Source organism: Parabacteroides sp. 52 (genome assembly GCF_010500925.1).
Taxonomy (GTDB): Bacteria; Bacteroidota; Bacteroidia; order Bacteroidales; family Tannerellaceae; genus QVMG01.
Genome location: NZ_QVMG01000018.1, coordinates 14,808 through 40,583, shown reverse-complemented (window position 1 = coordinate 40,583; position 25,776 = coordinate 14,808). Strand labels below are relative to the sequence as shown.

The following is a 25,776-nucleotide window of genomic DNA, read 5'->3' as shown; positions in this document are numbered from 1 at the left end:
ATCAAACTGCTCCACCACCGGCTACGCCGGCGGTCCCCCTCTTCTTTTCTAAGAAGAGGAGCTAAGATACTTTCCTGTTACCCTAAACACTTTCCTGTCATCCCAAACACTTTCCTGTCATCCTAAATACCTTTTGGTCGCAAATCTTCAATTCACTAATCACTAAACAATAATCATTAATCGTTTATCATTAATCGTTAATCACTAACCAATTTCCAATGTATATTCTATTGCCGATGCGCATCGGCAATATTGCTGAACGTGTTCGTCAATATTGCTGAACAGCATCGGCAACACTGCCGATGCCCATCGACAATAACATTTCCGGCCCATAATGAAAAGAACCACCTTCCCATATGACCTTTTTCAATCAGAAAAGAGCAGTCAACAATCGCTCCAATGCCCGGGTTATCTCCCGCCCCTCACAGTTGTAGTTGTTCGCAAAAAGAGCGACGGCATATCGTTTCCCATCTTTGTCAATATACCCGGCATAACATTTGACGCGACTCATGCCCCCACTTTTCAAACGAGTTCTGCCTTGCAACGAAGAGCCGCGGAGGAAATTGCGGACAGTCCCCTCCAGGCCGGCCTGGGGAAGAGATTGTATAAAAGCCTCCGATTGAGGTGATTGGGTAGCCATATAGACCAATACATCCGCTATAAATGCGGCAGAAAGCCTGTTGGTTACCGCCAACCCACTTCCGTCGTAGATATGCAAGGAAGAGGTATCTATACCTTTCTTTTTCCAAAAGGACTGCATCCATCGAACACCTTTGCCGAAGGAAGAAAGCACTTCTGTACGGGAGGCATCATACTGCAAGCCGAGGGTCTTGAGTAAGGCATCGGCATACAGGTTGTGGCTCTTCTCGTTGGTGACACGGACAATCTGCCGGAGAGGAGGCGAATAGGTGGTCACCAGGGCCGTTTTCTCCCCCGCATGCCATTGCCCGGCCGCATCAAGTTGGCGGTAACAGGAAGGAATGTCTCCGATAAGAAGACCTTCTTTCTGAAGCCGTTCATGCAATAAGCCTGCCAGGAAAAGAGCGGGATCCGGGATATCGCCTTTCAAGACATAGGAGGGGCGGTTGGGGGGTACGACACCGTAGAGGTAGCGATCGGGGGAATAAGGCCCTCCGAGGATGAAAGCACTGTCGATAGGGTAAGAAGCCGAAGTAAGGTAATTATGGAAACGAAGAGTTGGCATCGGGGGAGTCTGGGATTGTATGACCGGACGATCGCCCGGTTTCCCGGTCGTGAGGTGGAGTTGATACAGATTATCAAATACATTGAGCCCGTAACTTCCGGCTCCGTAATAACTTCCCATATCTTCATGTAAGCATTTGGGGGAGATGCCTTCGGTATCGAAAATGCTTTCGTCGGAAATAACAGAGCCGGTTATCTCTTTGATGCCGGCCTTTCGGATAGCTTCAACCCACTGCCGGAGGAAAAGATACCGATCGGAGGTGAAATGAGCCGAGCCTAAAGTCGGGTCACCACTTCCCGTAATGTAGAGATTGCCGTATAAGATACCGTCTTTCAGTTCCCCATCATATGCAAGGGTAGTGGGAAAACGGTAATCGGGTCCGAATACTTCCAAGGCGGTAGCCGTCGTGACGGTCTTCAGAATAGAAGCAGGAGTGACTTGGCGGTCGGCATCGTAACTATATAAAACACTACCTGTCTCCACCTCTTTGGCGATCAGAGAGAAGGAAGCTCCTTTCATTGAGTCGGCTTTCAATAATTGCTTCAGCGGTTGGGGTACTTGTGCTATCAAAGGAAGGATATAAAAAGATACCAGGAGAAGGCTGCATATTTTCTTTATCATGTTCTTATTCTTTTCTACTTTATTCTATCTTTGTCGGTAGCAAAGATAAAAAATATACTATGAATCCATTATTTAATAAGCCTTACACGTTTGACCGGGTAGCCCGGATTGTCTTCAGTATATTGGCGATTGCAGGGAGCATTTATTTAATCGGGTTGTTGAAGAATGCTTTGCTTCCTTTCCTGATTGCATGGTTACTGGCTTACCTAATGCAACCGATCGTGAAGTTCTTTCAATATAAGTTGAAATTGAAGAGCCGGATACTGGCTATAATAGGCGTTCTCCTGTTGATTATAAGTGTGATTACCCTGATAAGCGTCATCGTCCTGCCTTCGATTGGGCAGGAAATAGACAAAACAATGGAACTCTTGCGCACCCACAACCCCCAGGAAGGACATATTGCTTTCATCCCTGAATCGTGGTTGCACTTCCTGGAGACAAACATTCATGTAGAAGAATGGACGGAACTACTGAGTCGGGAAAATATAGAAAATGCAATCCGGCAACTGGCCCCTAAATTGTGGTCGATATTGTCCAATACCTTCTCGGTCTTGTTCAGCATCACAATTGTATTTGTTATTTTACTTTATTTCATCTTTATCCTATTGGACTATGAGAAGGTGGCGAATGGATGGTGCCTATTGGTGCCGGAGAAGTACAGACCTTTTATCGAAGGATTGGTGGAAGATGTAGAACTGAGCATGAATCGTTATTTCCGGGGACAGTCGCTTATTGCTTTATGTGTCGGGGTGTTGTTGGCCATCGGTTTCAGGATCATTGATTTTCCGCTGGGCATTACGCTGGGGCTTTTCATCGGTTTACTGAATCTGATCCCTTATTTGCAGACGATAGGCATTATTCCGATGATTTTACTGAGCCTGTTACGCTCGGCCGAGACGGGACAAAATTTCTGGGTTATCTTCGGTCTGGCATTGTTGGTATTAGGTATTGTGCAGGTCATTCAAGATCTGTTTCTTACACCACGGATTATGGGCCGGGCAATGGGACTGAATCCGGCTTTTATCTTGCTTTCCCTTTCGATATGGGGCACTTTATTGGGGTTTGTCGGTCTCATTATCGCTTTGCCACTCACGACCCTTTGCCTTTCTTATTACAAACGTTTCATACTTATGGAAGGGGATGAATATGCCAAGATAGTAACTGCCGTACCGGAAGAAGATACCTTTGTCGACGAGACATAAATAAAAAAACTATATAAAACCTTTGCATGTTTTAAAAATCTTTCTACCTTTGCACCCGCATTCCTAGAGAATGTATCGGATGATTTGCTAGCTCAGCCGGTAGAGCACATCCCTTTTAAGGATGGGGTCCTGGGTTCGAACCCCAGGCAAATCACCAAAAGGTCTCTAAAAGAAGAGAGCGAAAAAAATCCCTGGTTCCTACGGAGTCAGGGATTTTCTTTTTTGTACGGGTTACAGAAAAAAGCGAGAAAAAGGGGGTCAATCAGAAAAAGCAAACGAATAGTGCCCAAATCGTGGGACTTTTGAGATTTGCAAAAAGTTCCACGATTTAGGTTTTATTTCACTGAATTACAATATTTTGCGTAGTGTGTTTTTGAAGGATATAAAATAACTTTGTATCATTAAAAACGACGAGAAATGAGAAGAAAAACGTTCAGTGTTTTGTTCTTCATCAAGAAGAGCAAACTTTAAAAAAACGGAGAAGCCCCCATCCGTTTGAGAATCACAGTAGAAGGCAGGACGTGTGATACCCAAATCAAATGCAGTGTACCTGTTGAACTCTGGAATCAGACAAAAGAGCATGTTAAGGGCAAAGGGAATACTTAAAAGCAAACATCCGATTCCCACAATACACCGCTTTAGTATTGAACGGATTCAACAATTCGTCATAAACCTCCTTTTTTCGTTATTAGCCTGATTTATTATAATCTACAAGGCAAAATACTTATTTTCGTACTCTGCAGTATAAAAAGAGGAGATTGAAAGAAACGAGCGCAGAAGCCAAGTTTGCCTGGATTATGCCGAATCACGAAATGACTAATTTTAATGAACGTATGACTAAATTATCAACTATTTCTCGGCCCCATAAACTGTGTCTGATAAGCCTGTTGTGTGCTTTGTTTGTTTTGTATCCCGAAATAACCTGGATACCTTTTGAATTGAAGTATGTACCGGAAGCAAACCGGGGGCGTTATATCACGTTTTTTATTTTTCGTGCGCTTTATTATGCGGGAGTGACTTTCTTTTTGTTGAGATTTAATCTGTTGAAGATCAAAACGCCTTCTTTTAAGAAACGGTTCGGTTATAATTTTCTGATTAGCCTGGCAACATTTATCTGCTATGGAGTGATTTCTTTTCTTACCTATTCCAAAGTCCGGCATTTCGGTAGCCTGATACTGTTTCAGTTTTTCCTGATGTGCATTCTCTCGACCGTGATGGGGTATATTTACTGGCTGTTTGAAGAGCAAAGGAAAAAGGAACAGGAGATCGAACGGCTGAAACTGGAAAACCTGCAAAGCCAATACGACGCACTTACAAATCAGATAAACCCGCATTTCTTCTTTAACTCCTTGAATGGATTGACTTCCCTGATCCGTAAAAAGGATGATGAGACGACTCTTACCTACGTCAATAAACTCTCGGATGTGTTTCGCTATATCCTGCAGAGTGATAAAAAAGGCTTGGTGACTTTGGGCGAGGAACTGGAGTTTGTAGATGCCTTTCGTTATATGATGGAGGTTCGTTTTGCCAATAAACTGGAATATCGGATGAAGGTAGAGAAGGAGATGCTGTCGTATAAGATACCGGTATTGTCGATCCTTCCGCTGTTAGACAATATTGTGGTGCATAATATGATCGACAGTGACCATAAAATGGAGGTGTCGATCACTGTCAATGCGGCGAAAGAACTGGTTGTCTCTAATCCGGTCTACCCCAAAATTGCTCCTTCAGTAACCAATGGCACAGGGCTGCGAAACTTGGAAAATCGTTATGCCTTGTTGATGAACAAACAGATCCGGATTGCGGACGACGGTGTGACATTCCGCGTATATTTACCGTTAAAATAGCTAACGTATGAAAGTATTAATCGTAGAAGATGAAACGGCTGCTTATGAAAGCCTGGTAGAGATTCTCCGGGAAATAGACCCCGCAATAGAGGTCGTAGGAAATAGCGAGAGCGTCAAACAAACGGTTCACTGGCTGCAAACCCAGCCGGAGCCCGACCTGATATTGATGGATATTCATCTGTCGGACGGATCCTCCTTTCTGATCTTCGATCGTATCGAGGTGGAGACGCCTATTATCTTTACTACCGCTTACGACGAATATGCTATAGAAGCGTTTAAACTCAACAGTGTAGACTATCTATTGAAACCCATAAAAGCGGAAGAGCTGAAGCGTGCCCTGCATAAGTTTGAGAAATGGACACGCAAAGATCTCGATGCATACCTGTTGCGCTTAACCCAATTGGTGCCGCAAACACGCTACAAAGATAAATTCCTAATCCCTCTGAAAGACAAACTTCTACCGATTGACTTGCAGGATGTCGCCTATTTTTATACCACTGAGAAGAATACCCTTGTTTGTATGAAAGACGGTCAATCATATCCTTATACCAAAACACTGGAGCAGATCTTCGCTTCACTTAACCCCGCAGACTTTTACCGTGCGAACAAACAATATATTATCGCTCGCGACAGTGTAAAGAACATCACCATCTGGTTTGACAGCCGTCTGTTTGTCACCCTTACCACCGAGGTACCCGAACGCATCTACGTTAGCAAAAACAAAGCGGCCGACTTTAAGGCGTGGATTGTGAATGAGTAATTCGTTTTCATTCTCTTCTTTTTCGTGTTGGTCAGCTTTCTAATACAAGGGATGTGTTTTTGTTGAATCTTTGGTGTATGGAAACACAAAAGATTATATCGACACCCTTGCAACGGATCACGGTTCTGGACGCGTTAAGAGGATTTGCCCTGTTGGGCGTTATCCTGACTCATATGTGGCAACATTATGGTATCTTTTCCTTTGGGATGGAGCCACGCGAACCGCTGTTTGCGGCAATGGATGGACATATCCAATGGTTGATGCGGAATGTGATTATGGGAAAGTTTATCAATATTTTTGCTTTCCTGTTCGGATTGAGCTTTTTTATTCAAATGGACAGGGCCGACAGGAAAGGAATGGATTTCCGGAAACGCTTCCTGTGGCGAATGGTCATACTTTTTGTAATCGGGATGATCGGGAACCTTTTTTACACGGGAGATATCTTATCTATTTATGCTGTGTTCGGGGTGTTGATGGTTTTCCTTTACAAAGCTAAAAACGGGGTATTACTCTTGATTGCTTTTCTTTTGTTAATAGGCACACCCCGTATAACAACCTCTGTCTACAACCAAATGGTGCAAATGGAACAGACCACAACCGAAAATGCTCAGAACAACGAAACACGCAGAACAAGACCCGACCGAAACGAGAATACTCAGAAACCGTCCTTTCTTCGTTCGGCAAAAGCAAACCTGACCAGTGGTTTGCAAGGTAAACTAAACTATCAGTTTGGGGTATTCTCACGTGGATATATCACGATGGCTCTCTTCATTCTGGGGTTGGTAGTCGGGCGTTTGCGTTTCTTTGAACAGCTTCAGACACATAAGAGAAAAAATCTAATATTGTTCGCTGCTTTTGTAGTTGGCGTGGTTGTAATCAATCTGATAGTGGGTTTATTCCCGCAGGAGACAATGAATGTGCGAGCGATGCGACCGGGAAGTAGCCTGCCTCCCACCCTTCTGGCAACGATGGGACTGAATGATATCAAGGCGGTATGCCTGTCCGGAGCACTAGCTATGGGATTCATTATCTTGTATCAGATCAAAGGTGTCGGAAAATATCTGGATGCAATCAGTCCTTACGGACGCATGGGGTTGACAAATTATGAAATGCAGAATATCATAGGGTGTATGCTGTTTTCCATGTGGGCATTCGGTTCCTTCTTCGGACGTTTGGGAACTACGGAATTATTTCTCCTGGGAGTAGGCATATATGTTTTACAAGTCGTCTTCAGCAGGTATTGGATGAGATATTTCTTATATGGCCCTTTGGAATGGTTCTGGCGATCGGCTACTTACCTGAAAGTACAACCCTTCCGGAAAACGAAGTAAGAGGTTATATAAGAATTAAATAAACCGCTATACATAAGTGGAACCCTATTGACTTTAGTATAGTTCGAGGAGCAAAAATAAACCAAAGTATAGGCATCGAAATTTCCTAAAGAGCTTTCCAGTTACCTACTTAATTGTGTGATTTCACCTTCGGAAAAAGCAAAACATTTGCCACAATGTAGTCCGCAAGGGGATAGTCTTGATTTTATGAATTCATAATCCACTACATTATTCATGGTTTTATAGGCTTAAATGTAAAATCGGATAGTCCTTACCCGTTGAATCCTTCTCTGAGCGGCTGATTACTTTAAACCCAAATTTTTCATAGAATCCGACAGCCTGGGTATTCTGCTCATTGACATCGACTTTCTTTGCCCTGAGAGTTTCAATAGCATATAACAGAAGAGATTTTCCAAACCCTTTTCCTCTTGAATCTGAGGAGACAAATAACATTTCAATGTTTTCGCCCGACACTCCCATAAAAGCGGCAATCGCCTTATCTACGCGTATAACGTACAAATCAACATGCAGAAAATGATTGGGGATTATTTGTTTGAAGAACTCAAAATCCTCTATAGTCAAGAATTCATGGGTCGCTTTAACAGCACTCTCCCATACTGTTATCAACTGCTTGTAGTCGGCTTTTTCCCCTTTTTGTATTTGGTACGCTTCCACTACGGGCAAACTTAGATAAAAAAATTGGATTATCCCCAAATCGCTACCCGCTATTCAATAGACGCTCTGTCATCTCCTCATCAAAGCGATTCAAATCCTCCGGAGTAATAATCTCATCAAGAAGAAGCCCCACAAGAACCATATAATAGGTTGACCCTCTTAGGTCATTATATCGTTTTGCAATATGCTTGTCAAAGGATTTGATTTTCTTGTAAAGATTCATATATACCTCATGTGGACTTTTACTTTTTTGTTCTTGGTTAGAAACAAGGTTCTCTATAAAGCTCAATACCTATAAACCACCCCCAAACAAAAAATCCCCCTGAACTTAATCAGGAGGATTTTTAACCTTGTGCGGCTGAAGGGACTCGAACCCCCACGCCTCTCAGCACCAGATCCTAAGTCTGGCGTGGCTACCAATTACACCACAGCCGCATGGTTTGCGGGGGCAAAGGTAAAGTTTTTTCGGGAAATGACAAGCTTTTCATTGTTTTTTTGATGAAGAGGGGGTCGTTAATTGTCGAAAAGCTTCATTTGACCGGTGATTTCGTCTATAATATCCGTATTACTTTCTGCTTCGTCATCGCTGTTTTCTCCCTCCTCGTCACCATCAAACGATACTTCCGGTTGGTTTCCGGCATCGGGGAAACGGGTTGGCTCCAATTCATTCATTGTACTTACCTCAAAGGTGGTAATGCGTTTTCCTTTCGCTTTGAAGCCTTTCACACTGATGAATTCTTCGGCATCGAGGATAAGGGATTCCCGGAAACTGTCGTTTCCACCGAAGACCACTTCGATACGCGGGTAGGCTTCATCGGTCAATAAGAACAGGCGGCTGTTCGGATTTTCGCCGAGGAAGTTTTGTTTTTTAGCTGTTGCTTCCAATTGGAAACGTTTCAGGTAACGGTATCCCTGGTCGGCATCAAACAGAGCTGCTGTCCAAACCTTATGCGGGTTGTACTTCTCGATGGAGAGTATGTTATCTTCGTAATGATTGCTTAGATCAAAGTTCGTAATATAAAAATCGCCATTCCGCAATACGACTAAAATAGAATCTTCGCTATGGAACTCACCCAAAAGATCCCCTCGCCCGTCATAATTGAGGCGCAAGACGTCCCAGTCGAACCATACCTGTCGCCCTCCGAGTGTTGAACCTCCTTTTTGCTTGAGTGTGATTTTATGTATTTCTAATTTTGTCAGTGTATTGCCCCGGGAGCTGCGTCCTTTGATAGCGATCTCACTGAAATCCTTTTCGAATATAAGTATGCGGAGTCTGGGTTTGGGTTTGAGGATAACCTTTACTGTTTCGGCCTCTCCATTGGGATTGGCACTGAAATAAAGGACACGTGAGCCTTTGGTTCCCTGCGTCAGATCATATTCTTTATCTCGGGTAATACCCGTCACATTGAATCGTTTGATGAAGTTAACCCCCTCTTTTCCATCCCGATAAATGGCATTGTAGATGGTTCGTTTATCGTTTTTCTTGAAGACATTGAGATAAAGAATATCCTTTCCGACAAACATCTTATCGCTGACCTTTACGATCTTATAGATACCGGTACGATAGAAAATAATGACGTCGTCAATGGTCGAACAATTGCAGACGAATTCATCTTTTTTGAGACTCATTCCGATAAATCCTTCTTCCCGGTTGATATACAGCTTCTCCGTTGCTTCCACCACCTTGGTCGCTTCAATGGTATCGAAGTTGCGTATTTCCGTCAGACGTGGATACGTTTTTCCATATTTTTCTTTCAACATATTGAACCAATCGATCGTGTAAGCGATGATATTCTCCAGATGATGGTTGATACGTTCTATTTCCTCTTTGTATTGAGCGATTAAGGCTTCATTCTTTTCTGCATTGAATTTAAGGATACGTCCCATCTTGATTTCCATCAGACGAAGGATATCCTCCCGGGTTACCTCGCGGATCAGTTTCGGTTTAAAGGGGAGAAGACGTTTGTCGATATGAAGAATGGCTTCATCCATATCCTTTGCATTTTCAAATTCTTTATCTTTATAGATTCGTTCTTCGATAAATAATTGTTCCAGCGAAGCAAAGAAGAGGGCCTCTTCTTGTTCATTCTTATGAATTTCCAGTTCGGTACGCAACAGAACAAGCGTATTGTCTGCAGAGTTCTTCAATACATCGCTGACGGTAAGAAAGTGCGGTTTGTTGTCGCGGATAACACAGCAGTTCGGCGAGATGCTTATCTCACAATCGGTAAAAGCATAGAGTGCGTCAATGGTTTTATCCGAGGATACTCCGGGAGCAAGATGCACCAGGATTTCTACATTCTGAGCAGTATTATCGTCGACCTTCTTGATCTTGATCTTATTCTTATCATTTGCTTTCAGGATAGAGTCGATCACGGACGAAGTCGTTTTACCATAAGGTATTTCGGTAATAACCAATGTTTTGTTATCCAGTTTGGTTATTTTCGCCCGTACTTTAACCGAGCCTCCCCGTTCGCCGTCGTTATATTTGGAGACGTCGATAGATCCTCCTGTTTGAAAATCGGGATAGAGGGTAAATTCCTCCTCCTGCAGATAGGCTATCGAAGCGTCAAGTAATTCATTAAAGTTATGCGGTAATATCTTGGAAGAAAGTCCTACGGCAATCCCTTCCACGCCCTGAGCCAATAACAAAGGGAATTTGATAGGCAGGGTTATCGGTTCTTTGTTACGGCCGTCATAAGAGCTTTGCCACTCCGTTGTTTTCGGGTTAAAGACAGTCTCTAAAGCGAATTTGGAAAGGCGGGCTTCGATATAACGGGGAGCCGCAGCCCCGTCGCCGGTCAGGATATTCCCCCAGTTTCCCTGGCAATCGATCAACAAATCTTTTTGTCCGAGCTGTACCAAAGCATCGCCAATTGAGGCATCGCCATGGGGGTGAAACTGCATTGTATGTCCTACGATATTCGCCACCTTATTGTAGCGTCCGTCATCCAGACGTTTCATGGAGTGAAGGATACGGCGTTGCACCGGTTTAAGCCCATCGTTGATATGGGGCACGGCCCGCTCCAGAATCACATACGAAGCATAGTCCAAAAACCAGTTTTGATACATTCCGGAGAGGTGGTACATCTGTCTTCCTCCCGTTTTATCCGGTGTTTTATATTCTGAATGTGCCTGTTCTTCAGAGGGTGTATCACCCTGCGCGTCGGTCATATCGCCTGGTTCTTCGTTCTCGTTTAGTTCTTTGAAGTCGTCTAAATCCTCTGTATTCATAAATCGTCTGCTTTCTTTTACGGGGCTGAAACTATGGGGGTTTCAAATTGGGTGTAAATATAGGTAATTTTGCTGAAAAAAGAAAGAGACATTTCTTCTGACAGATTCAACGCGTATAGAAAAAAGGGAGCTTCGGAGGGGTGGATGTTTTCTTAAAAAAAACGGGATAATTCTACTGTTGATAGCTATCGTTAGTACTGATGATAACTATCGTTACTACTGATGATAGCTATCGTTACTACTGACGATAGCTATCAACACTAAAATATACCCTCGTTTTTTCAAGGAATTGAAAAGTGTTTTTCCTGGCGCAGACCCCATACAGAATACGAAGAAAGAGGTACAAGACGAAGTTCACAGAGGGAGAAAGCGTCTCTATCTTACCAATGCTTTATAAAGGCCTCCGGGTAAAGGCTTAATAAGGTTATTCATTTCCATTTCCAATAGCAGGGCTGAAAGTTGATAAACAGGCATATCTGCTTCCAAAGCCAATTGATTGATATGGATTTCCTTTTGTTCGTACAGAATGGTCCATATTTTTTCATAGGCAGCATTCTCCAGAAAAGGGATGGCATAGTTTTCTTTCATCGTCATAGGGTCCATCTGGGTATTTTCCCAACAAAGGAGACTCATCAAATCATCGGCGGAAGTGATCAAAGCCGCCTTATTCTGCCGGATCAGGGCATTGCATCCTTTCGACTGTATATCGGAAGCTCTGCCGGGAAAAGCCAACACATCTCTCCCGTAAGAGAAAGCGATATCGGCAGTAATCAGAGAACCTCCTTTTTCGGCCGACTCCACCACCACCGTTGCATCCGCCAATCCGGCTACAATGCGGTTGCGTTTCACAAAATGTGGTTTATCCGGCAATGTACCATGGGGGTAATCGGTTAACAAACCACCCCTTTCGATCATTTCAATAGCCGTATTGCGGTGTGCCGACGGATAGATGCGATCCAGTCCATGAGCCAGGACAGCGATCGTAGACAATTTATTTTTCAGGGCTTCCCGGTGAGCATTTATATCTATACCATACGCCAATCCACTCACGACAAGCAGGTCGGGACAGGCAATAGCCAGGTCTTCTATCAATTTCTCCGTCCATTCTTTTCCGTTATGGGTAGATCGGCGGGTACCTACGATGCTCAGTACCCGGCCCACATTCAGGTCTGCTTTCCCTTTCAAATAAAAGACAATGGGAGCATCCGGGCATTCCCGCAAACGGAACGGATATTCTTTATCACCCAGAAAGTAAAGGTCAATCTGGTTTTTTTCCACAAAGGCCAATTCTTCTTCGGCCAACAGAAGGGCTTGCGGACGTTTTATCTCGGCAATGTGTTTTCTTCCGATACCCGGGACCTTTTCCAAGATCCGTGGTTTCTCCGTAAACACCGCTTCGGCATCTCCTATGGTTTCTAACAAATGGCGGGCAAGTACGTCTCCAACGCCGGTAATCATAGTCAGGCCTATTTGGTAAATTCTTTTATCAGTCATTCGGGTAGGTTTTGATTATATAATGAGGGTTATTCACCGCTTAACGCTATTGGTTTCTCTTTGTCTCTGTCATAACTTTTTCAGTACCTCATCAAAGTATTCTCCCCGTGTTAATTTGCCTTGCTCTACAACGACTATCTCTACCCTTCCCTTGGCCGACAATACCTTATCGGATGCCCGATAAATATATTGATCAAAGACCAGTTTAATCCCTTGTTTGGAGACATCCAGGCAAGAGATGAAATGATCCCCACTGCGAAGAGAGGATTTAAACTGTATGTCGACACGCGAAACAAAGGCATCCACCCCTTTGTCATGCATCGCCCCAAAATTCTCTCCCAATGATTCCAGGAATTCATGCCGGGTATGCTCCATGTATCGTTGATAGTTGGAGTTGTTTACCACCCCTTGCAAATCACATTCATAATCACGCACCTTGAAAGGCAGCGAAAAAATATGTTCTTTCATTATTTCAATTCTTTTTTATCGGTTGCCACCAGTTTGTATAAACGATCGGAAGGGCGTACTTTCTCTGCTGTTTTAAACGAGAAACGCTCTCCTTTCACTGTTTGATCGACCGGTTTCAGTTCGACCCGTATCTCATCGATTGTTTGCATCACAGCACCGGTCGTAGGGCCGGTAATAAGTATTTCATCTCCTACGTTCAAGACGCCCGACTCCATCTCGAACTCTGCCACGCCCAAACCGGTGAAATATTTAATGCCTTTGGCCAGATAGACTTTCTTCTTCGTCGTTTCAGAGCCATACACACTGCTCCATTCTCCCAGGCGTTGTCCCAGATAGTAACCATCCCAGAAGCCGCGGTTAAACACACTCTTCAACCGTTTATCCCATTCCGTTATCTTCTCTTGCGAAAAGGTTCCATTGCAATAGGAAACGACCGCTTCCTTATAACATTCGGTGACAATACGCACATATTCCGGTCCCCGGGCACGGCCTTCCAGTTTAAATACCCTCACACCGGCATCCATCATCTTATTCATAAAATGGATGGTCTTGAGGTCTTTAGGCGACATGATATACTGGTTCTCTATATCCAGTTCAATGTTACTGTCCTTATCTCTTACCGTATACCCCCGGCGGCAAATCTGCATACAAGCCCCTCTGTTAGCAGACGAGTTCATCTCATGCAAACTTAGGTAACATTTACCGGAGACAGCCATGCAAAGGGCACCATGGGCAAACATCTCAATCCGAATCAACTCACCTTTAGGCCCTTTGATCTGCTGTTCCACTATTTCTTTATAGATGCCATTCACCTGCTCCAGGTTGAGTTCACGAGCCAGGACCACCACATCCGCAAAACGGGCATAGAACTTTAAAGCCTCCGCATTGGATATATTCAACTGGGTCGAAAGGTGTACCTCCTGTCCGATCGTATGGGCATAATTCATTGCAGCCACATCGGCGGCTATAATCGCAGACACCTCCGCTTCTTTTGCTGCATCAATGATTTGCCGCATCAGCGAAAGATCCTCGCCGTAAATAACAGTATTTACCGTCAGGTAACTCTTTATCCCATGTTCTTTGCAGATAGAGACAATCTTATGTAAATCTTCCGTAGTGAAATTATGAGAAGAGCGGGAGCGCATATTCAATCCTTCTATACCAAAATAAATAGAATCGGCACCTCCCTGAATAGCTGCCATCAACGATTCATACGAACCGACAGGAGACATTATTTCAAAATCTTTTTCGTTCAATGTATTATTGTTTTATAAGAGAATACAAATATAGGGGTTATTCTTGGAATACGATAAACTCCTTCGGCAAGAGCAGGGAGTGTTTCTTTAAAAAGAGAAGAAAATATTTTTTTACTGTCAATTTTTCAGCAAAACATTTGCAAATATCCCCGATAAATACTTCCTTTATATTTCTTATTGTTTAATAACCAAAAACTTACATTATGAAGACGAAAACATCTTTGGTATTTATTTACCTATTATTCCTGGTCGGTTGTAAAGACTCTGATAAAGAACCGATACCTCCCGAAGAAAGAATGTTCCCCTTCCATTTTACCATCCATCTGGAGAAAGAGATTCTGCCTTTTCCCAAAGTAACCCGGTCCATGCCGCCTTTTGATATGCCCGAGCCGGTTGCCAACGACAATGGAAATACAGAAGAGAAAGAATTTAATGAGTTATGTAACACGATTGAATACATCGTTTACAAAGAAGGAGAAACGGATAAAACCGTTAGATATGAGACCTTCACCTCGGAGGAGGATATGGATTTCGGAATTGTATATGACTCGCTTCCTGCCGGCACGTACACAATTGCTTTCCTGGCTTATAAAACCTGTGTGACAAGTTTATCTGATGGAAGTGTAAGCTTTCAGCAAGTCTCCGATGCCTTCCATGCCTCCTTTTCACAGGAGATAGAGGCAACAGAAGAAATAGATAAAGACATAACCCTCTCTCGGGTTGTCAGTAAAATTGAGTTTGTAGCCACGGATAATGTTCCGGAGGGGGCTGTAAAGTTCATCATGGAAGTCACCCCATACCCCGACCTATTGAATATTTGCACCGGAGAGGGTCTGGCAAGTACTGAAGAGGCCTCTGTTTTCACCCACAATTTTACCACGGAGGAAATAGGAAAGAATAAACAGACACATAGCTTTTTCACCTTCGTACCGGCAGACGATGGAACGTTTAAAGTCGAATTAAAAGCGATCGACTCCGACGAACAGGTACTCAGAAGCAGGGAGGTGACTGTTACACCGATAAAAAACAAGATCATCCGTTATACAGGGAAATTATACAGCCATGCCCCTTCGGATGATACGTTCGAACTTTCTATTCATGCCAATGGCAAATGGGACGAACCTGAAGAAAAGGAGTTGGAGGATTGAGGAGAAAAGAATACAGGAATACAAAAAGGGCTGTCCAAAATGAAAATGGACAGCCCTTTTGTATGTCTTAGCTGTTTTAATACAGCTCTTTGTTTATCTTTTGTGTTTGCGCTTCTCTCTTTCGGAAGACGTACGACGCCAGGGTTTATCCCCATTGCTGCGTTTGTCAAAGCGATCATAAAAACGACCTTCTTCTTTCTCTGAACGCTTTCCTTTCCAACCGCCACCACCGGAGCTGCGTCTTCCATTGCTGCGTCCACTGCCGCCTTCGCCTTTACCACTTTGGGCAGGCTCAACAGAAAGACGACGGCCATCGATTTCAAAGCCGTTCATACTATCCATCACGCGCTTTCCTTCGCTTTCGTCCACCTCAAAGAAAGAGAATTTTTCCCGCAGGTCGATCTTTCCTATCAAGACTTTACCGGGAACACATTTATTGACTAATTCTATCAGTTGGTTGGGATATAGTCCGTCGGCTTTACCAAAATTAAGGAAGAAACGGGAAAAACCCGGTTCCGGACCGAAAGAGCGGCGACTGCCTCTTCCCATATTATCCCCCTTTTCACCGCGTTCCCGACGAGAAGAGTTCTCATCTACCATCTCTATCTCTTCCGCTTCTTTATAGTAATCAATGATTCGGTTAAATTCGAGAGAAACAACGCGCTTGATGATATCTTCTTTATCAAGCCATTCGAGTTTGCGGAAAATAGAAGGCATCAATGTTTCTATCTCTTCCTCGTTCACTTTTACCTTTTCAATCTGATCGACCAGGCTAAACAACTGTTTTTCACAGATGGCCTGTCCGGAGGGCATTTCTCCCTTTTCAAATTTTTTATTGATGATCCGTTCGATATCACGTACTTTTCCTTTCTCCTTGATATGACAGATAGAGATAGAAATACCCGTCTTGCCGGCACGCCCCGTACGTCCGCTTCGGTGTGTATAAGACTCGATTTCATCGGGTAAACCGTAGTTAATAACATGGGTCAGGTCGTTCACATCCAACCCGCGGGCAGCCACGTCGGTTGCCACCAATAATTGCAAGTTCTTGATACGGAATTTCTGCATCACGTAATCCCGTTGCGCCTGGCTTAATTCACCGTGCAACGAATCGGCATTGTATCCGTCCTGGATCAGTTTATCTGCAATCTCCTGTGTTTCTTTCCGTGTACGGCAGAAAATAATGCCATAAATATTCGGATAGAAGTCCGCTATACGTTTAAGTGCAAGGTATTTATCCTGTGCACGTACCATATAGTAAATATGCTTGATGTTCTTGTTCCCTTCGTTTTTGTTCCCGATAACAATCTCTTTCGGCTTATTCATATACTTGCGGGTAATGCTAGCAATACCCTGGGGCATAGTGGCCGAGAACAATAACATATTCCGGGAAGCCGGTACTTCGGCAAGAATAGCATTGATACTATCCGTAAAGCCCATATTCAACATTTCATCCGCCTCATCCAGAATGACATTCTTTATCATTCCCAGATCAACCGTTTTCCGGTTCATAAGATCCAATAAACGTCCCGGAGTGGCAACGACAACGTGAACTCCTCGTTTAAGTGTTTTAATCTGACTGTCGATACTGGAACCTCCATAAACAGGAAGCACCTTCAACTTATCCATGTATTTTGAATACTCGTTCAAGTCGTCAGCAATCTGCAGACAGAGTTCCCGGGTCGGACATAATATAAGAGCTTGCGGGTGATATTGACTAATATCTATTTTTTGTAAGATAGGTAAACCAAAAGCAGCCGTTTTACCGGTTCCTGTTTGAGCCAAAGCAATAACGTCGTTATCTTCTCCCAGTAGAAGAGGAATCACTTCTTCTTGTACCGGCATGGGTGATTCGTATCCCAATTCCTGAATTGCCTTCAATATAGGTGCGGCAACTCCTAATTCTTCAAATGTTTTCAAAAAAATATGATTTTATTGTGTATAGAGGGCGCAAAGGTAGGGAATTAATTTGGATTCACCTCAGTATAACAACATATCTTTCAGCTTTTCACGATCCTTTTCCGAAAAATTAAGTTCTGTAGCCAAATACTTTTCAACAGAACCATAGTCTTTGTTCTTTTTGATCTTTTGAAAAAGAGGATGCATGAAGGATTGATTGGCAGAAAGCAATAAAGTGATGACTTCCTGGGCATCTGCATTTAGATCCTGGGCAAGGGAGGCATAGCGATTCTTCTCAATATAATTATTCGAATCCATATAATCCTGCATAACGATCTCTTCCGATACAGACAGAGCAGATAGTACCATAGCAGCCAAAAAGCCTGTAGCATCTTTCCCCAGGGTACAGCTAAACAAAATAGGGTAATTGTCTTTGTTCAGAAAGAGTTCCAATGCCTCAGCAAATGATTCTTTATTTGTTGAAAGGAACTTTAGGTAGGCATCTTGCATATACACAACAGCATCTCCCTTGCGTATTCTTCCCTCTTGCAGATAAGGTTGGATTTCTGTCAGATCGCCGGAGTTAACAGGAATATTGACAATTGTAGGGCCCGTAAAAGTCAGAGGAGCCTCAGTCATTTCACGCTGGCTGCGAAGATCGATAATCGTTTTAATATTCAATTTGCTTAAGCGCAATGAATCCAGGGTACTTAAACCACTCAGTCCCCCCGAGCGATACACCTTTCCCCAACGGATCATCTTATGCTTTGTGTTATAATATCCTCCCAAGTCGCGCAGGTTCTGCACACTGTCCATAGGTACAAACCGTGCCCCTACGACCTGATGATATTTATCTTTAAATGTCAGGCGGAAATATTTACGGGAGATATTATTATTCGTGATATAGGTCGCGATACCCTGGTCTATATTTGCATATACAGCCGGTTCACCCTTTGCAAACTTTTCCGGATTATCAGAGGCATAGATCTTTACTATGCCTTCCAACGGAGGATCCGTTTCCCATTTAATCACATAATTCCCAATCCCATCCCGCAAACAGAGTGTATGGATATCAGGAGCATCGGAAGAACAACCTACGAATGCCACCATGCCGATAAATAAAAACAATATTCTTGTTGTCATAGCGTTCACATGAGTAACTCTTGGCAAATATAATAAAAGAAGCGTTCGTAACACAGCCGATTAATGATATTTAATACTGCCCGGCATACCTCTCTGCAAATGTCTTTGAGATATAATTCTCATAACTGCCACATACCTGCGTCGAAAGATCAATCCCACAACGAATAAGTCTCTCCCATCCCTCCCTATCCAGGGTAGATAAATCCTTGCGACGGATATTATACTTTAACAGCCCGTAAATGAAGCCGGCATTGAAATTGTCTCCGGCACCGACTGTGCTCACCGGAGTAAGGGAAGGAACATCAAAAGATTCTCTTCTTTCTTTATCAAACAGGCTTATTTTACCGGAACCTTGCGTGACAATCAAGCGGTCACAGTAAAAACGGATATATTGTTCATACACCTCCTGCATATCTGTTTCTCCAAATAAATAAAAGAAATCTTCATTGGATCCCCGCACAATATCAGCAAACTCCAGATTTTCGATCACAGCAGGGCGTAACCGCAAAGACTCATGTGCATGGGGTTTACGGAAGTTCGGATCGTAATAAATAATAGCTTTCCGTTCCTGTGCATACCGGAGGAACTCAAACATACGTTCTCTAAGCGCTGGGTTCAAAGCATAATAGGAACCGATAATAAAAATATCATCTTCATTTATTTGCGGAAGCGCCACCTCCAGTCGCTGGGCCGGATAATCTTTATAGATAAGGTAACTGGCATTTTGCTCATCATCCAAAAAAGCCAGGGCTAGCGGACTTTTTCCATCCGGGAAACAATCGATGAAATCGGAAGAAATATTGTTTTCCGCCATAAAAGACCGGAGAATCTCCCCTACCCGGTCATTCCCCAATTCACTGATAAAGGAAACCGGCACGCCCATGCGGGCCAATGATACAAATCCATTGAAAACCGTACCTCCCGGAATAGCCGCATGGGGTTGGTTGTCTTTAAAGATGATATCCAGGATGGTTTCCCCCACCCCTATAACTTTTCGCATATAAGGTATTTATTCTTCCTTCGCACTCTGTTCACGACTCTTTGAGCCAAGATATCCTCCATGGTGACGGACCGCATAGTCTTTATTGGTAAAACCAATCCTGCGCATCGTTCCGACAACAAGGATATCTCCCATAACAGTCATCATGGTAGTGGAGGTGGTAGGTGTCAAACCCAGCGTGCATACTTCTTTCGGCGCACCAGTAGATAAACAGACAGTCGCTTCATGCGCCAGGGCACTTTCCGGATTACCTGTAATCACAATAAACTGCATATCAGGTGCTATCCCCCGTGTCAGTTCCACCAATTCAAGCAGTTCGCGGGTCTTTCCCGAATTGGAGATCAAAAGCATCAGGTCATTTTTACGCACCAACCCCAAATCGCCATGTTGTGCTTCGCTGGGATGCAGGAAATAAGCCGGAGTTCCCGTTGAACTAAAAGTAGTTGCAATGTTCATGGCGATCTGCCCGGCTTTCCCCATTCCACTGGTAATCAATGTACCTCCCTGTTCATGAATATAACGGGTAATTAAGGTCACCGCTTCATTATACCCATCTGTAACGGGAATATTACGAACGGCATGGGCCTCTTGTTCTAAAATACAAGTAATTTCTTCAGTTGTCATGGGTCTCTTGTTTTTTGGATACAAAATTATGCATTTTAATCATTCACCCATGGTAAAGCCGCTTTTTTTTGTCAATCAACCGTATTTCCGTTATAGCAACAGGAGATTTACGGTCTGATCTTTTTATTGTACCTTTGCCCGTTCAACAAACACGCACGATGGTTATGCTTTATCATTCACATACATTACCCAATGGACTTCGTATCGTTCATTTGCCGATGGATTCGCCTGTTTCGTATTGCGGATTCGGAATTAACGCCGGGACACGGGATGAATCGGCGGATGAGTTTGGACTGGCACATTTCGTTGAACATATGCTATTCAAAGGGACCAAACATCGTCGGGCATGGCATATCCTCAACCGGATGGAGCATGTAGGGGGTGAACTAAATGCATATACCACCAAAGAGGAAACCTTTGTCTATTCCATTTTCATGGAAGAACACTACGACCGGGCATTTGAATTACTGACAGACCTTGTCTTTCACTCCCAATTTCCCGAACAAGAAATAGAAAAAGAAGTAGATGTTATCCTCGACGAAATCAACTCCTACGAAGACAGTCCGGCAGAGCTTATTTACGATGAATTCGAGAATTTATTGTTTGCCGGACATGCATTAGGACATAATATATTGGGTGATGAGAATTCGCTGTTACGTTTCCACTCCGCCTCCGGCCTCTCCTTTACACAACGTTTTTATGTGCCGGAAAACATGGTCTTCTTTTCCATGGGACGAAAGGATTTCGGCAAGATTGTCAAGAGGGTGGAACAAGCATTGGCAGGTATCTCTCGGCCTCTGTCCGGACGGGAAAGGCATGCACCTGCTCCCATAGAACCCTATATGAAACGGGTGAAGAAAGAAACGCATCAGACACATGTACTGATTGGCGGAAGAGCCTGCAGCATGTACGATGACAAACGTATTCCCTTGTTCTTATTGAATAATATATTGGGAGGCCCAGGCATGAACAGTCGGTTGAATCTTTCTTTACGTGAAAAGCATGGACTGGTTTACAATGTAGAATCCAATCTTACCTCGTATACAGATACCGGATTGACCCATATCTATTTCGGTACCGATCCCAAAAACCTTGACAAAGCGATTCGGCTGGTACATAAAACACTGGAATCACTTCGGGATGTAAAGCTCTCCCCCTCTCAACTGGCAACAGCCAAGAAACAGGTTATTGGTCAGTTGGGTGTATCCGGTGATAACAAAGAAGGGCTGTTCCTGGGTTTGGGAAAGAGCTTCCTGCATCATAACCGGTATGATAGCTTATCCGAGGTATTTGCCAAGATACAAAAACTAACAGCGGAGGATATTCAGGAGATAGCCAATGAGATATTTGCTCCGGACCATCTATCCTGCCTGATTTACGAATAAAATGAAACCCGGTCCTTTGTAGACTTCGTTTCTTCCCCTTTGAAAAAACATTTTCCTCAAATAAAAAGGGCTATTCCACTTTTGGAACAGCCCTTTTCATTTTTACAATGTCTTTATTTAGCGAACCAGACTTGTAAAGTCTGCGTTTGTTGCATATTTAGCAAATTCAAGGTCAAGAGCAGCCGCTTTTGCCAAGGCTTTGTCTTTTACAATCGCTGCTTTCAGACTACTGATCACACCACTTGCATTATTTGTACGAGCAGCAACCACTGCTTTCAAATATTCAGTTACACCGTCTGCGTTTGTGATAGCAGCTAATGTTTGTTGCGCTTTGCTGTAATCCTTCACCATGATCTGTGCCAAAGCAGCATTGTTGCTCTTGGTTGCACCGAAAGAATTAACCGCTTTTGCATATTCACCTTGTTGCAGGTAAAGAACACCCATTGCTTCGCTTAATTCAGCCACACCCGAAGCACTACCTAACAATTGTTGCGCTTTTGATTTATCACCTTTTGTCAAAGCGATCAATCCTAAGTTCATGTTTGCTTCAGGATTATTCTTTGTAGCGTTTGCTTTGTTGAACATTTGTTCTGCAGCACTTAGGTCACCTGCACGGAAACGCATCATTCCGATGTTGTTCCATGTACGGCAGTCAGCAGGATACAGTTCGCTTGCTTTCTTATAGATCGTTTCTTTTTCACTTGCATTATTCGTCAAAGTAGCTGCATAAAGAATTTCTTCTACTGTCAGTTCTTTCGGATTGCTTTTTGCCAAAGCGCTGATTTCATCGTCTGATTTACCGATAATCTCGATATTCGCAGTCAAGCGAGAACGACGCAATTGCGGCAGAATTTCGTCAGCCAATACACTGAATACAGAAGAGATGTTTTTAATTTCCTGTTCGCGTTGTTCCGGATCTTTGTACATAGAGAGAACACGTAATACAAGGTCTTTGTCCTGGATGTTCGATTTAGACACCAATTCCTGGAAACCTTCCCAGTCCTGAGCTGTATAACGAGCATCTACGGGAACGTCTACTTTGGCTTTCTTCAATTCTCTTTCCAGATATTTTGTGGTATTGCTTTCACGTCTTTCAGCCAGACCGGTATTCAACTTAACACCTCCGTCAGGAGAAGCATAAGCAGAAATCTCGATAGCTACATTCTGGTTTGGAGCTTCGTCTGCATTCTTTACCAGGTTTTTCCAGTCTTTAATATCTTGTTTGTTCAATTCTTTGGAACGAAGTTCGGCTTGTTGGATAAGGAACATGATGTTTGCATCATATGCTTCTTTGATGATACGTTGGAACTTATCTGCACCAATCGCGGCCGTTGCTGTTGCTCCATCAGCCAATTCCGATGTAGCCACAACGCCTTCACCGATTTTTACGTCCGGCAATTGAATCGTTTTGTTTTTGATCTTAGCATCAAATGTCAGATACAGTTCTGACTTTTTCATTTCAGGTTTGTAGGTGAAAGAAGATTTCATAGTCACATTTCCACCGGCTTTTTGAGGGATTACCTGATTGTTTCCGCTTACTTTTTCTCCCTGATAGGTATAAGCCGTTCCCCAAGCTTCACCGCCTGCATAACGCAATACAGGAGTTACCGTTAGTGTAGCATTTTTGTTAAACCATTTTGCTGGGAAGGTTGCATTAATTGTTACTGGCACTTGGCCACCGATAGCTTCCAACGGCTGAGGTTCCGCTTTGATATACTCTTCAGCTAACGGTTTCAACTTGTTTGAACAAGAGGAAAAGGTTAAGATGGCTGCCATCACAAAGAATGGCAATAAGAATTTTTTGTTCATAATTTGATGTAAGTTTAAAATGTTACGTATATATATTTCCTATTTACTTCAATACCGTTATCCACTACTATGCAAAACTAAACCATTTTTTTGTTATGAATAGCAAAGAAGCCATAAAATCTTACGAATTAATACTTATTAATGAAAACGGGCTTCCTTTCACACTAAAACAGGCTGTAATACCATAGGAATGCCCCTACCCCCTCCCAAAAGAATCCTATTTTAAGTAAAAATAGGTGTATTTTTATAGGTTGGAGACAGCATTAAATGTTAATAAATCTTGGGTAAACAATTGTTTTTTGATTAAAACAATATCTTTTGCACAAACTCTTTATCCCCATAGGTAAGTTTCGCCAGATAAATACCCGGAGCCCTTCCTGGAAGTTGCAGAGTGGATTGGTTGGTGGAAAGGGTATAATCCTGCCAAACCCGCCCATGCATATCTATCAGTGAAAGACGGGCCTTTTCTATTCCTTCGGGAAGAAGTACATGGAGCGTTCGACGCTCAGCCCCTACAATTATTTGCACCCGTGTTTGCGGGTCGATGGGGTCCGAACCGACTGTTGTCCGTTTCTCCTGTACCACCGGATCGATATAAAGGGATGTATGCATAGGATACACCGAATATTCACTGGCTTGTATCCATTTCCCTTGATAAAGAAGCCAGGTCGTATTCCGGGTAGTACTTCCTTTGGACAGATTAAAGGCGGAAAAATAAACATCCTTCGGGCAGGAAGGAAGCACCCTGTATCCGATGAAGAAGCGTCCTTCCACTTCTACTGGTGTTGAAAAATGAATAAAACTCTCCTGGTCACGATCCATCGGTTTATTAATCTCATAAAAAGTGCTCGTCCCTTCTTTGTTATCCGTATAAGCAGGACGAAAGACTTCCGTATGCAACAGCGTTTCCGGTTTGTCTACCCCATTATACACACAAATCTCCACATCCAAACCGCTATAATCTCCTTGCAGGGAAGGGGTTACTATATAAGTACCGTAAAGTCGTGAAGACTGTGCTACCGTATAACTTTCAACAAAGGAGGTTACTCCTGTGACATGCGCACCGAACAAAGGCACTGACGGATTCTGCGGAAGAGAGGTTGTTTCTATTTTTTCTGTATCCCCATTTGTTCGTACATTACTCAACCGCTCACAGACCGGGTGGTTCGCATAAGGATCCAAGCCGTCTAAGCGAGTAACACCCTTTTTTTGAGGGTCCAACCAATGTTTCAGTTGTGCTGCCGCCTCATCTTGAGGTTCCCATACTCTGGATAAGGCATAATAATAATCTTTCACCGGGTTACTGCATGTAGAAAATCCTCCGGAAAGAGCCCCAATAACAGCCCCTTCGCGATCAAACAAAGGAGAGCCTGAAGAACCACCAGCAGTACATCCGGCATCCCATCTTCGGATATACCAATGGGCATTGGTCTCAAACTCAAAAGAGGTATGAAAAGTGGTTATCTCCGGGACTTCTTCACATTGATTGACCCGTTTCACATACCCTCTGGGATGATGAATACCCAAGAAAGGAGGGGTTAGCTCTTCAGATAAGTTCCAGCCTGCATAATAAGGCTGGTAATAGACAGGAGGGGTTTCCAATAAAGCTAACAAAGCCATATCATGCTTTTCGTTCAAGGCGACACAGGTAGAAGAAGCAACAGACAATTCCTCTGATCCCCGGAGAACCGGCTCACAAAGAGGACTATTATAATGAAAGAAACAAACAATGCTGCCGGCTATCTTAATATACCCCTCCGGGCTGTCTACCTGAAAATTTCGGTTGATGCAATGAGAGGCAGTCAATATATACGGCTTCCCGTCATGCGAGGTATTATTCACCATGACCCCCGTACAGGAGGTAGTGCCTTCAATAATAAGTAATACAACACTTTGGCTTAACTTCGTTATTTCCGGATCGTCTGTACAAACAGGAGAAGGCATGCAAGGATAAGGATCCGTCAACTCTCCCCCCGGTTCTCTGCCCCGCAGAAATCCCCGGTAAGCATGGTTCACCTCTCCTACCGTCAGTCTTCCCGGAAAAGAAGCATGAGCCGGCTCCTGGTATTCGATAATCAATTCCTCTCCATAAACAGGGGATACCGGCAATATGCCTAAATCAGAATTGTTCAGATGCGTAAAAGCCCCCAACACCTGTGTCTGATCCGCATTATAGAGGAACAAACGTCCGCCTTCTGGCAATTCATAGTCGGTGAAAAGGATATTTATGGATAGTGCACCGGAAGAACGTATGCCCAATCGCCAAACCCTCGTCCCATCCGGTAAGGTAAAAGAGAGGCCTGCATTTCCCCGGTTATAATCAGTTATAAATTTATAGGCAAACCTATAACTACTGCGAAGATCTGTTTCATTCAGGGAGTCAATGCGCAACTCTTCCGCCACATCAAAAGAAGGCATTTCCTTAAACCACTGATCGTCAGAAATACGCGTGCGAATCAATGGCAAAGGTTCTCCTCCATAGCTTACCTGCGAATGACAAACAGGAAGAAGGCAGCAAACAAGAATAAGAAAGAGAGCTATTCTTCTCATACGAATGACAAATGTAAATAATTCTTTTCACTTCTTTCCTAAATTATTGATAACCTGTGTCCGGCTATAGCAAATTATTCTTTACTTTTGCCCATTGCAAAAAAAGACAAATCAAATAATAAACTA

General features: G+C 43.4%; 18 protein-coding genes, 2 tRNA genes and 1 pseudogene. 8 read left to right on the top strand and 13 right to left on the bottom strand.

The window, feature by feature from the left end:
- Window positions 1–370 precede the first annotated feature (370 nt).
- Window positions 371–1,825 (bottom strand): D-alanyl-D-alanine carboxypeptidase/D-alanyl-D-alanine-endopeptidase, encoded by a 1,455-nt coding sequence (dacB, locus tag D0T51_RS10060; protein ID WP_163728806.1) that lies wholly within the window; start codon window positions 1,823–1,825, stop codon window positions 371–373.
- Between the two features lie 59 nt (window positions 1,826–1,884).
- Between dacB and D0T51_RS10055 the strand changes: the two genes are divergently transcribed.
- The 6 genes and pseudogenes from D0T51_RS10055 (at window position 1,885) to D0T51_RS10030 (ending at window position 6,965) form a co-directional block, all read left to right on the top strand.
- Window positions 1,885–3,027 carry an AI-2E family transporter gene (locus D0T51_RS10055; RefSeq protein WP_163728804.1) on the top strand — a complete coding sequence of 381 codons (1,143 nt, stop codon included), beginning with the start codon at window positions 1,885–1,887 and terminating at the stop codon, window positions 3,025–3,027.
- A gap of 81 nt (window positions 3,028–3,108) precedes the next feature.
- Window positions 3,109–3,184, top strand: a tRNA-Lys gene (locus D0T51_RS10050).
- A 260-nt stretch (window positions 3,185–3,444) separates the two neighbouring features.
- A pseudogene (locus D0T51_RS10045) lies at window positions 3,445–3,621 on the top strand (Arm DNA-binding domain-containing protein); the annotation flags it as partial.
- A gap of 239 nt (window positions 3,622–3,860) precedes the next feature.
- Complete coding sequence (locus D0T51_RS10040) at window positions 3,861–4,874, top strand: sensor histidine kinase (protein WP_373457019.1); 1,014 nt, start codon at window positions 3,861–3,863, stop codon at window positions 4,872–4,874.
- 7 nt (window positions 4,875–4,881) lie between these two features.
- On the top strand, window positions 4,882–5,634 hold the full coding sequence (locus D0T51_RS10035; protein WP_163728802.1) for a LytTR family DNA-binding domain-containing protein: 753 nt from the start codon (window positions 4,882–4,884) through the stop codon (window positions 5,632–5,634).
- Window positions 5,635–5,711: 77 nt separating this feature from the next.
- A complete protein-coding gene (locus D0T51_RS10030) occupies window positions 5,712–6,965 on the top strand; it encodes a DUF418 domain-containing protein (protein ID WP_163728800.1) in 1,254 nt (417 codons plus the stop codon).
- 240 nt (window positions 6,966–7,205) lie between these two features.
- On the opposite strand, the gene D0T51_RS10025 is transcribed toward D0T51_RS10030, so the two are convergent.
- The 6 genes from D0T51_RS10025 to D0T51_RS10000 form a co-directional block, all read right to left on the bottom strand.
- Window positions 7,206–7,592 (bottom strand): GNAT family N-acetyltransferase, encoded by a 387-nt coding sequence (locus D0T51_RS10025; RefSeq protein WP_239056790.1) that lies wholly within the window; start codon window positions 7,590–7,592, stop codon window positions 7,206–7,208.
- Between the two features lie 401 nt (window positions 7,593–7,993).
- A tRNA-Leu gene (locus D0T51_RS10020) sits at window positions 7,994–8,075 on the bottom strand.
- 78 nt (window positions 8,076–8,153) lie between these two features.
- Window positions 8,154–10,814, bottom strand: a complete 2,661-nt coding sequence (locus D0T51_RS10015) for a DNA gyrase/topoisomerase IV subunit A (protein WP_373457018.1) — start codon at window positions 10,812–10,814, stop codon at window positions 8,154–8,156.
- A gap of 435 nt (window positions 10,815–11,249) precedes the next feature.
- On the bottom strand, window positions 11,250–12,368 hold the full coding sequence (dprA, locus tag D0T51_RS10010) for a DNA-processing protein DprA (protein ID WP_163728794.1): 1,119 nt from the start codon (window positions 12,366–12,368) through the stop codon (window positions 11,250–11,252).
- A gap of 69 nt (window positions 12,369–12,437) precedes the next feature.
- The gene (locus D0T51_RS10005) at window positions 12,438–12,836 is read right to left on the bottom strand and encodes a thioesterase family protein (protein ID WP_163728793.1); all 399 of its coding nucleotides are present in this window, start codon (window positions 12,834–12,836) and stop codon (window positions 12,438–12,440) included.
- A complete protein-coding gene (locus D0T51_RS10000) occupies window positions 12,836–14,092 on the bottom strand; it encodes a peptidase U32 family protein (RefSeq protein ID WP_203583368.1) in 1,257 nt (418 codons plus the stop codon). The genes D0T51_RS10005 and D0T51_RS10000 overlap by 1 nt, the downstream gene beginning before the upstream one ends.
- Before the next feature lie 203 nt (window positions 14,093–14,295).
- Here D0T51_RS10000 and D0T51_RS09995 point away from each other — a divergent pair, with 203 nt between their 5' ends.
- Window positions 14,296–15,240: a FimB/Mfa2 family fimbrial subunit gene (locus D0T51_RS09995; protein ID WP_163728790.1), complete on the top strand. Its 945-nt coding sequence runs from the start codon at window positions 14,296–14,298 to the stop codon at window positions 15,238–15,240.
- A 93-nt stretch (window positions 15,241–15,333) separates the two neighbouring features.
- On the opposite strand, the gene D0T51_RS09990 is transcribed toward D0T51_RS09995, so the two are convergent.
- The 4 genes from D0T51_RS09990 to D0T51_RS09975 all read right to left on the bottom strand — a co-directional run bounded on the left by D0T51_RS09990 (window position 15,334) and on the right by D0T51_RS09975 (window position 19,906).
- Complete coding sequence (locus tag D0T51_RS09990) at window positions 15,334–17,160, bottom strand: DEAD/DEAH box helicase (protein ID WP_239056788.1); 1,827 nt, start codon at window positions 17,158–17,160, stop codon at window positions 15,334–15,336.
- 60 nt (window positions 17,161–17,220) lie between these two features.
- Window positions 17,221–18,282 carry a tyrosine-protein phosphatase gene (locus D0T51_RS09985; protein WP_163728787.1) on the bottom strand — a complete coding sequence of 354 codons (1,062 nt, stop codon included), beginning with the start codon at window positions 18,280–18,282 and terminating at the stop codon, window positions 17,221–17,223.
- A gap of 70 nt (window positions 18,283–18,352) precedes the next feature.
- Entirely contained in the window at window positions 18,353–19,282 is a 930-nt protein-coding gene (locus tag D0T51_RS09980) for a carbohydrate kinase (RefSeq protein ID WP_163728785.1), read from the bottom strand.
- A gap of 9 nt (window positions 19,283–19,291) precedes the next feature.
- A complete protein-coding gene (locus tag D0T51_RS09975; RefSeq protein ID WP_163728782.1) occupies window positions 19,292–19,906 on the bottom strand; it encodes an SIS domain-containing protein in 615 nt (204 codons plus the stop codon).
- Between the two features lie 164 nt (window positions 19,907–20,070).
- On the opposite strand from D0T51_RS09975, the gene D0T51_RS09970 reads away from it, so the two are divergent.
- A complete protein-coding gene (locus D0T51_RS09970; protein ID WP_163728842.1) occupies window positions 20,071–21,291 on the top strand; it encodes a pitrilysin family protein in 1,221 nt (406 codons plus the stop codon).
- Between the two features lie 117 nt (window positions 21,292–21,408).
- Here D0T51_RS09970 and D0T51_RS09965 read toward each other — a convergent pair whose 3' ends face one another.
- Complete coding sequence (locus D0T51_RS09965; RefSeq protein ID WP_163728779.1) at window positions 21,409–23,100, bottom strand: hypothetical protein; 1,692 nt, start codon at window positions 23,098–23,100, stop codon at window positions 21,409–21,411.
- Between the two features lie 303 nt (window positions 23,101–23,403).
- Window positions 23,404–25,650: a trypsin-like peptidase domain-containing protein gene (locus D0T51_RS09960; RefSeq protein WP_163728778.1), complete on the bottom strand. Its 2,247-nt coding sequence runs from the start codon at window positions 25,648–25,650 to the stop codon at window positions 23,404–23,406.
- Between the last annotated feature and the right edge of the window lie 126 nt (window positions 25,651–25,776).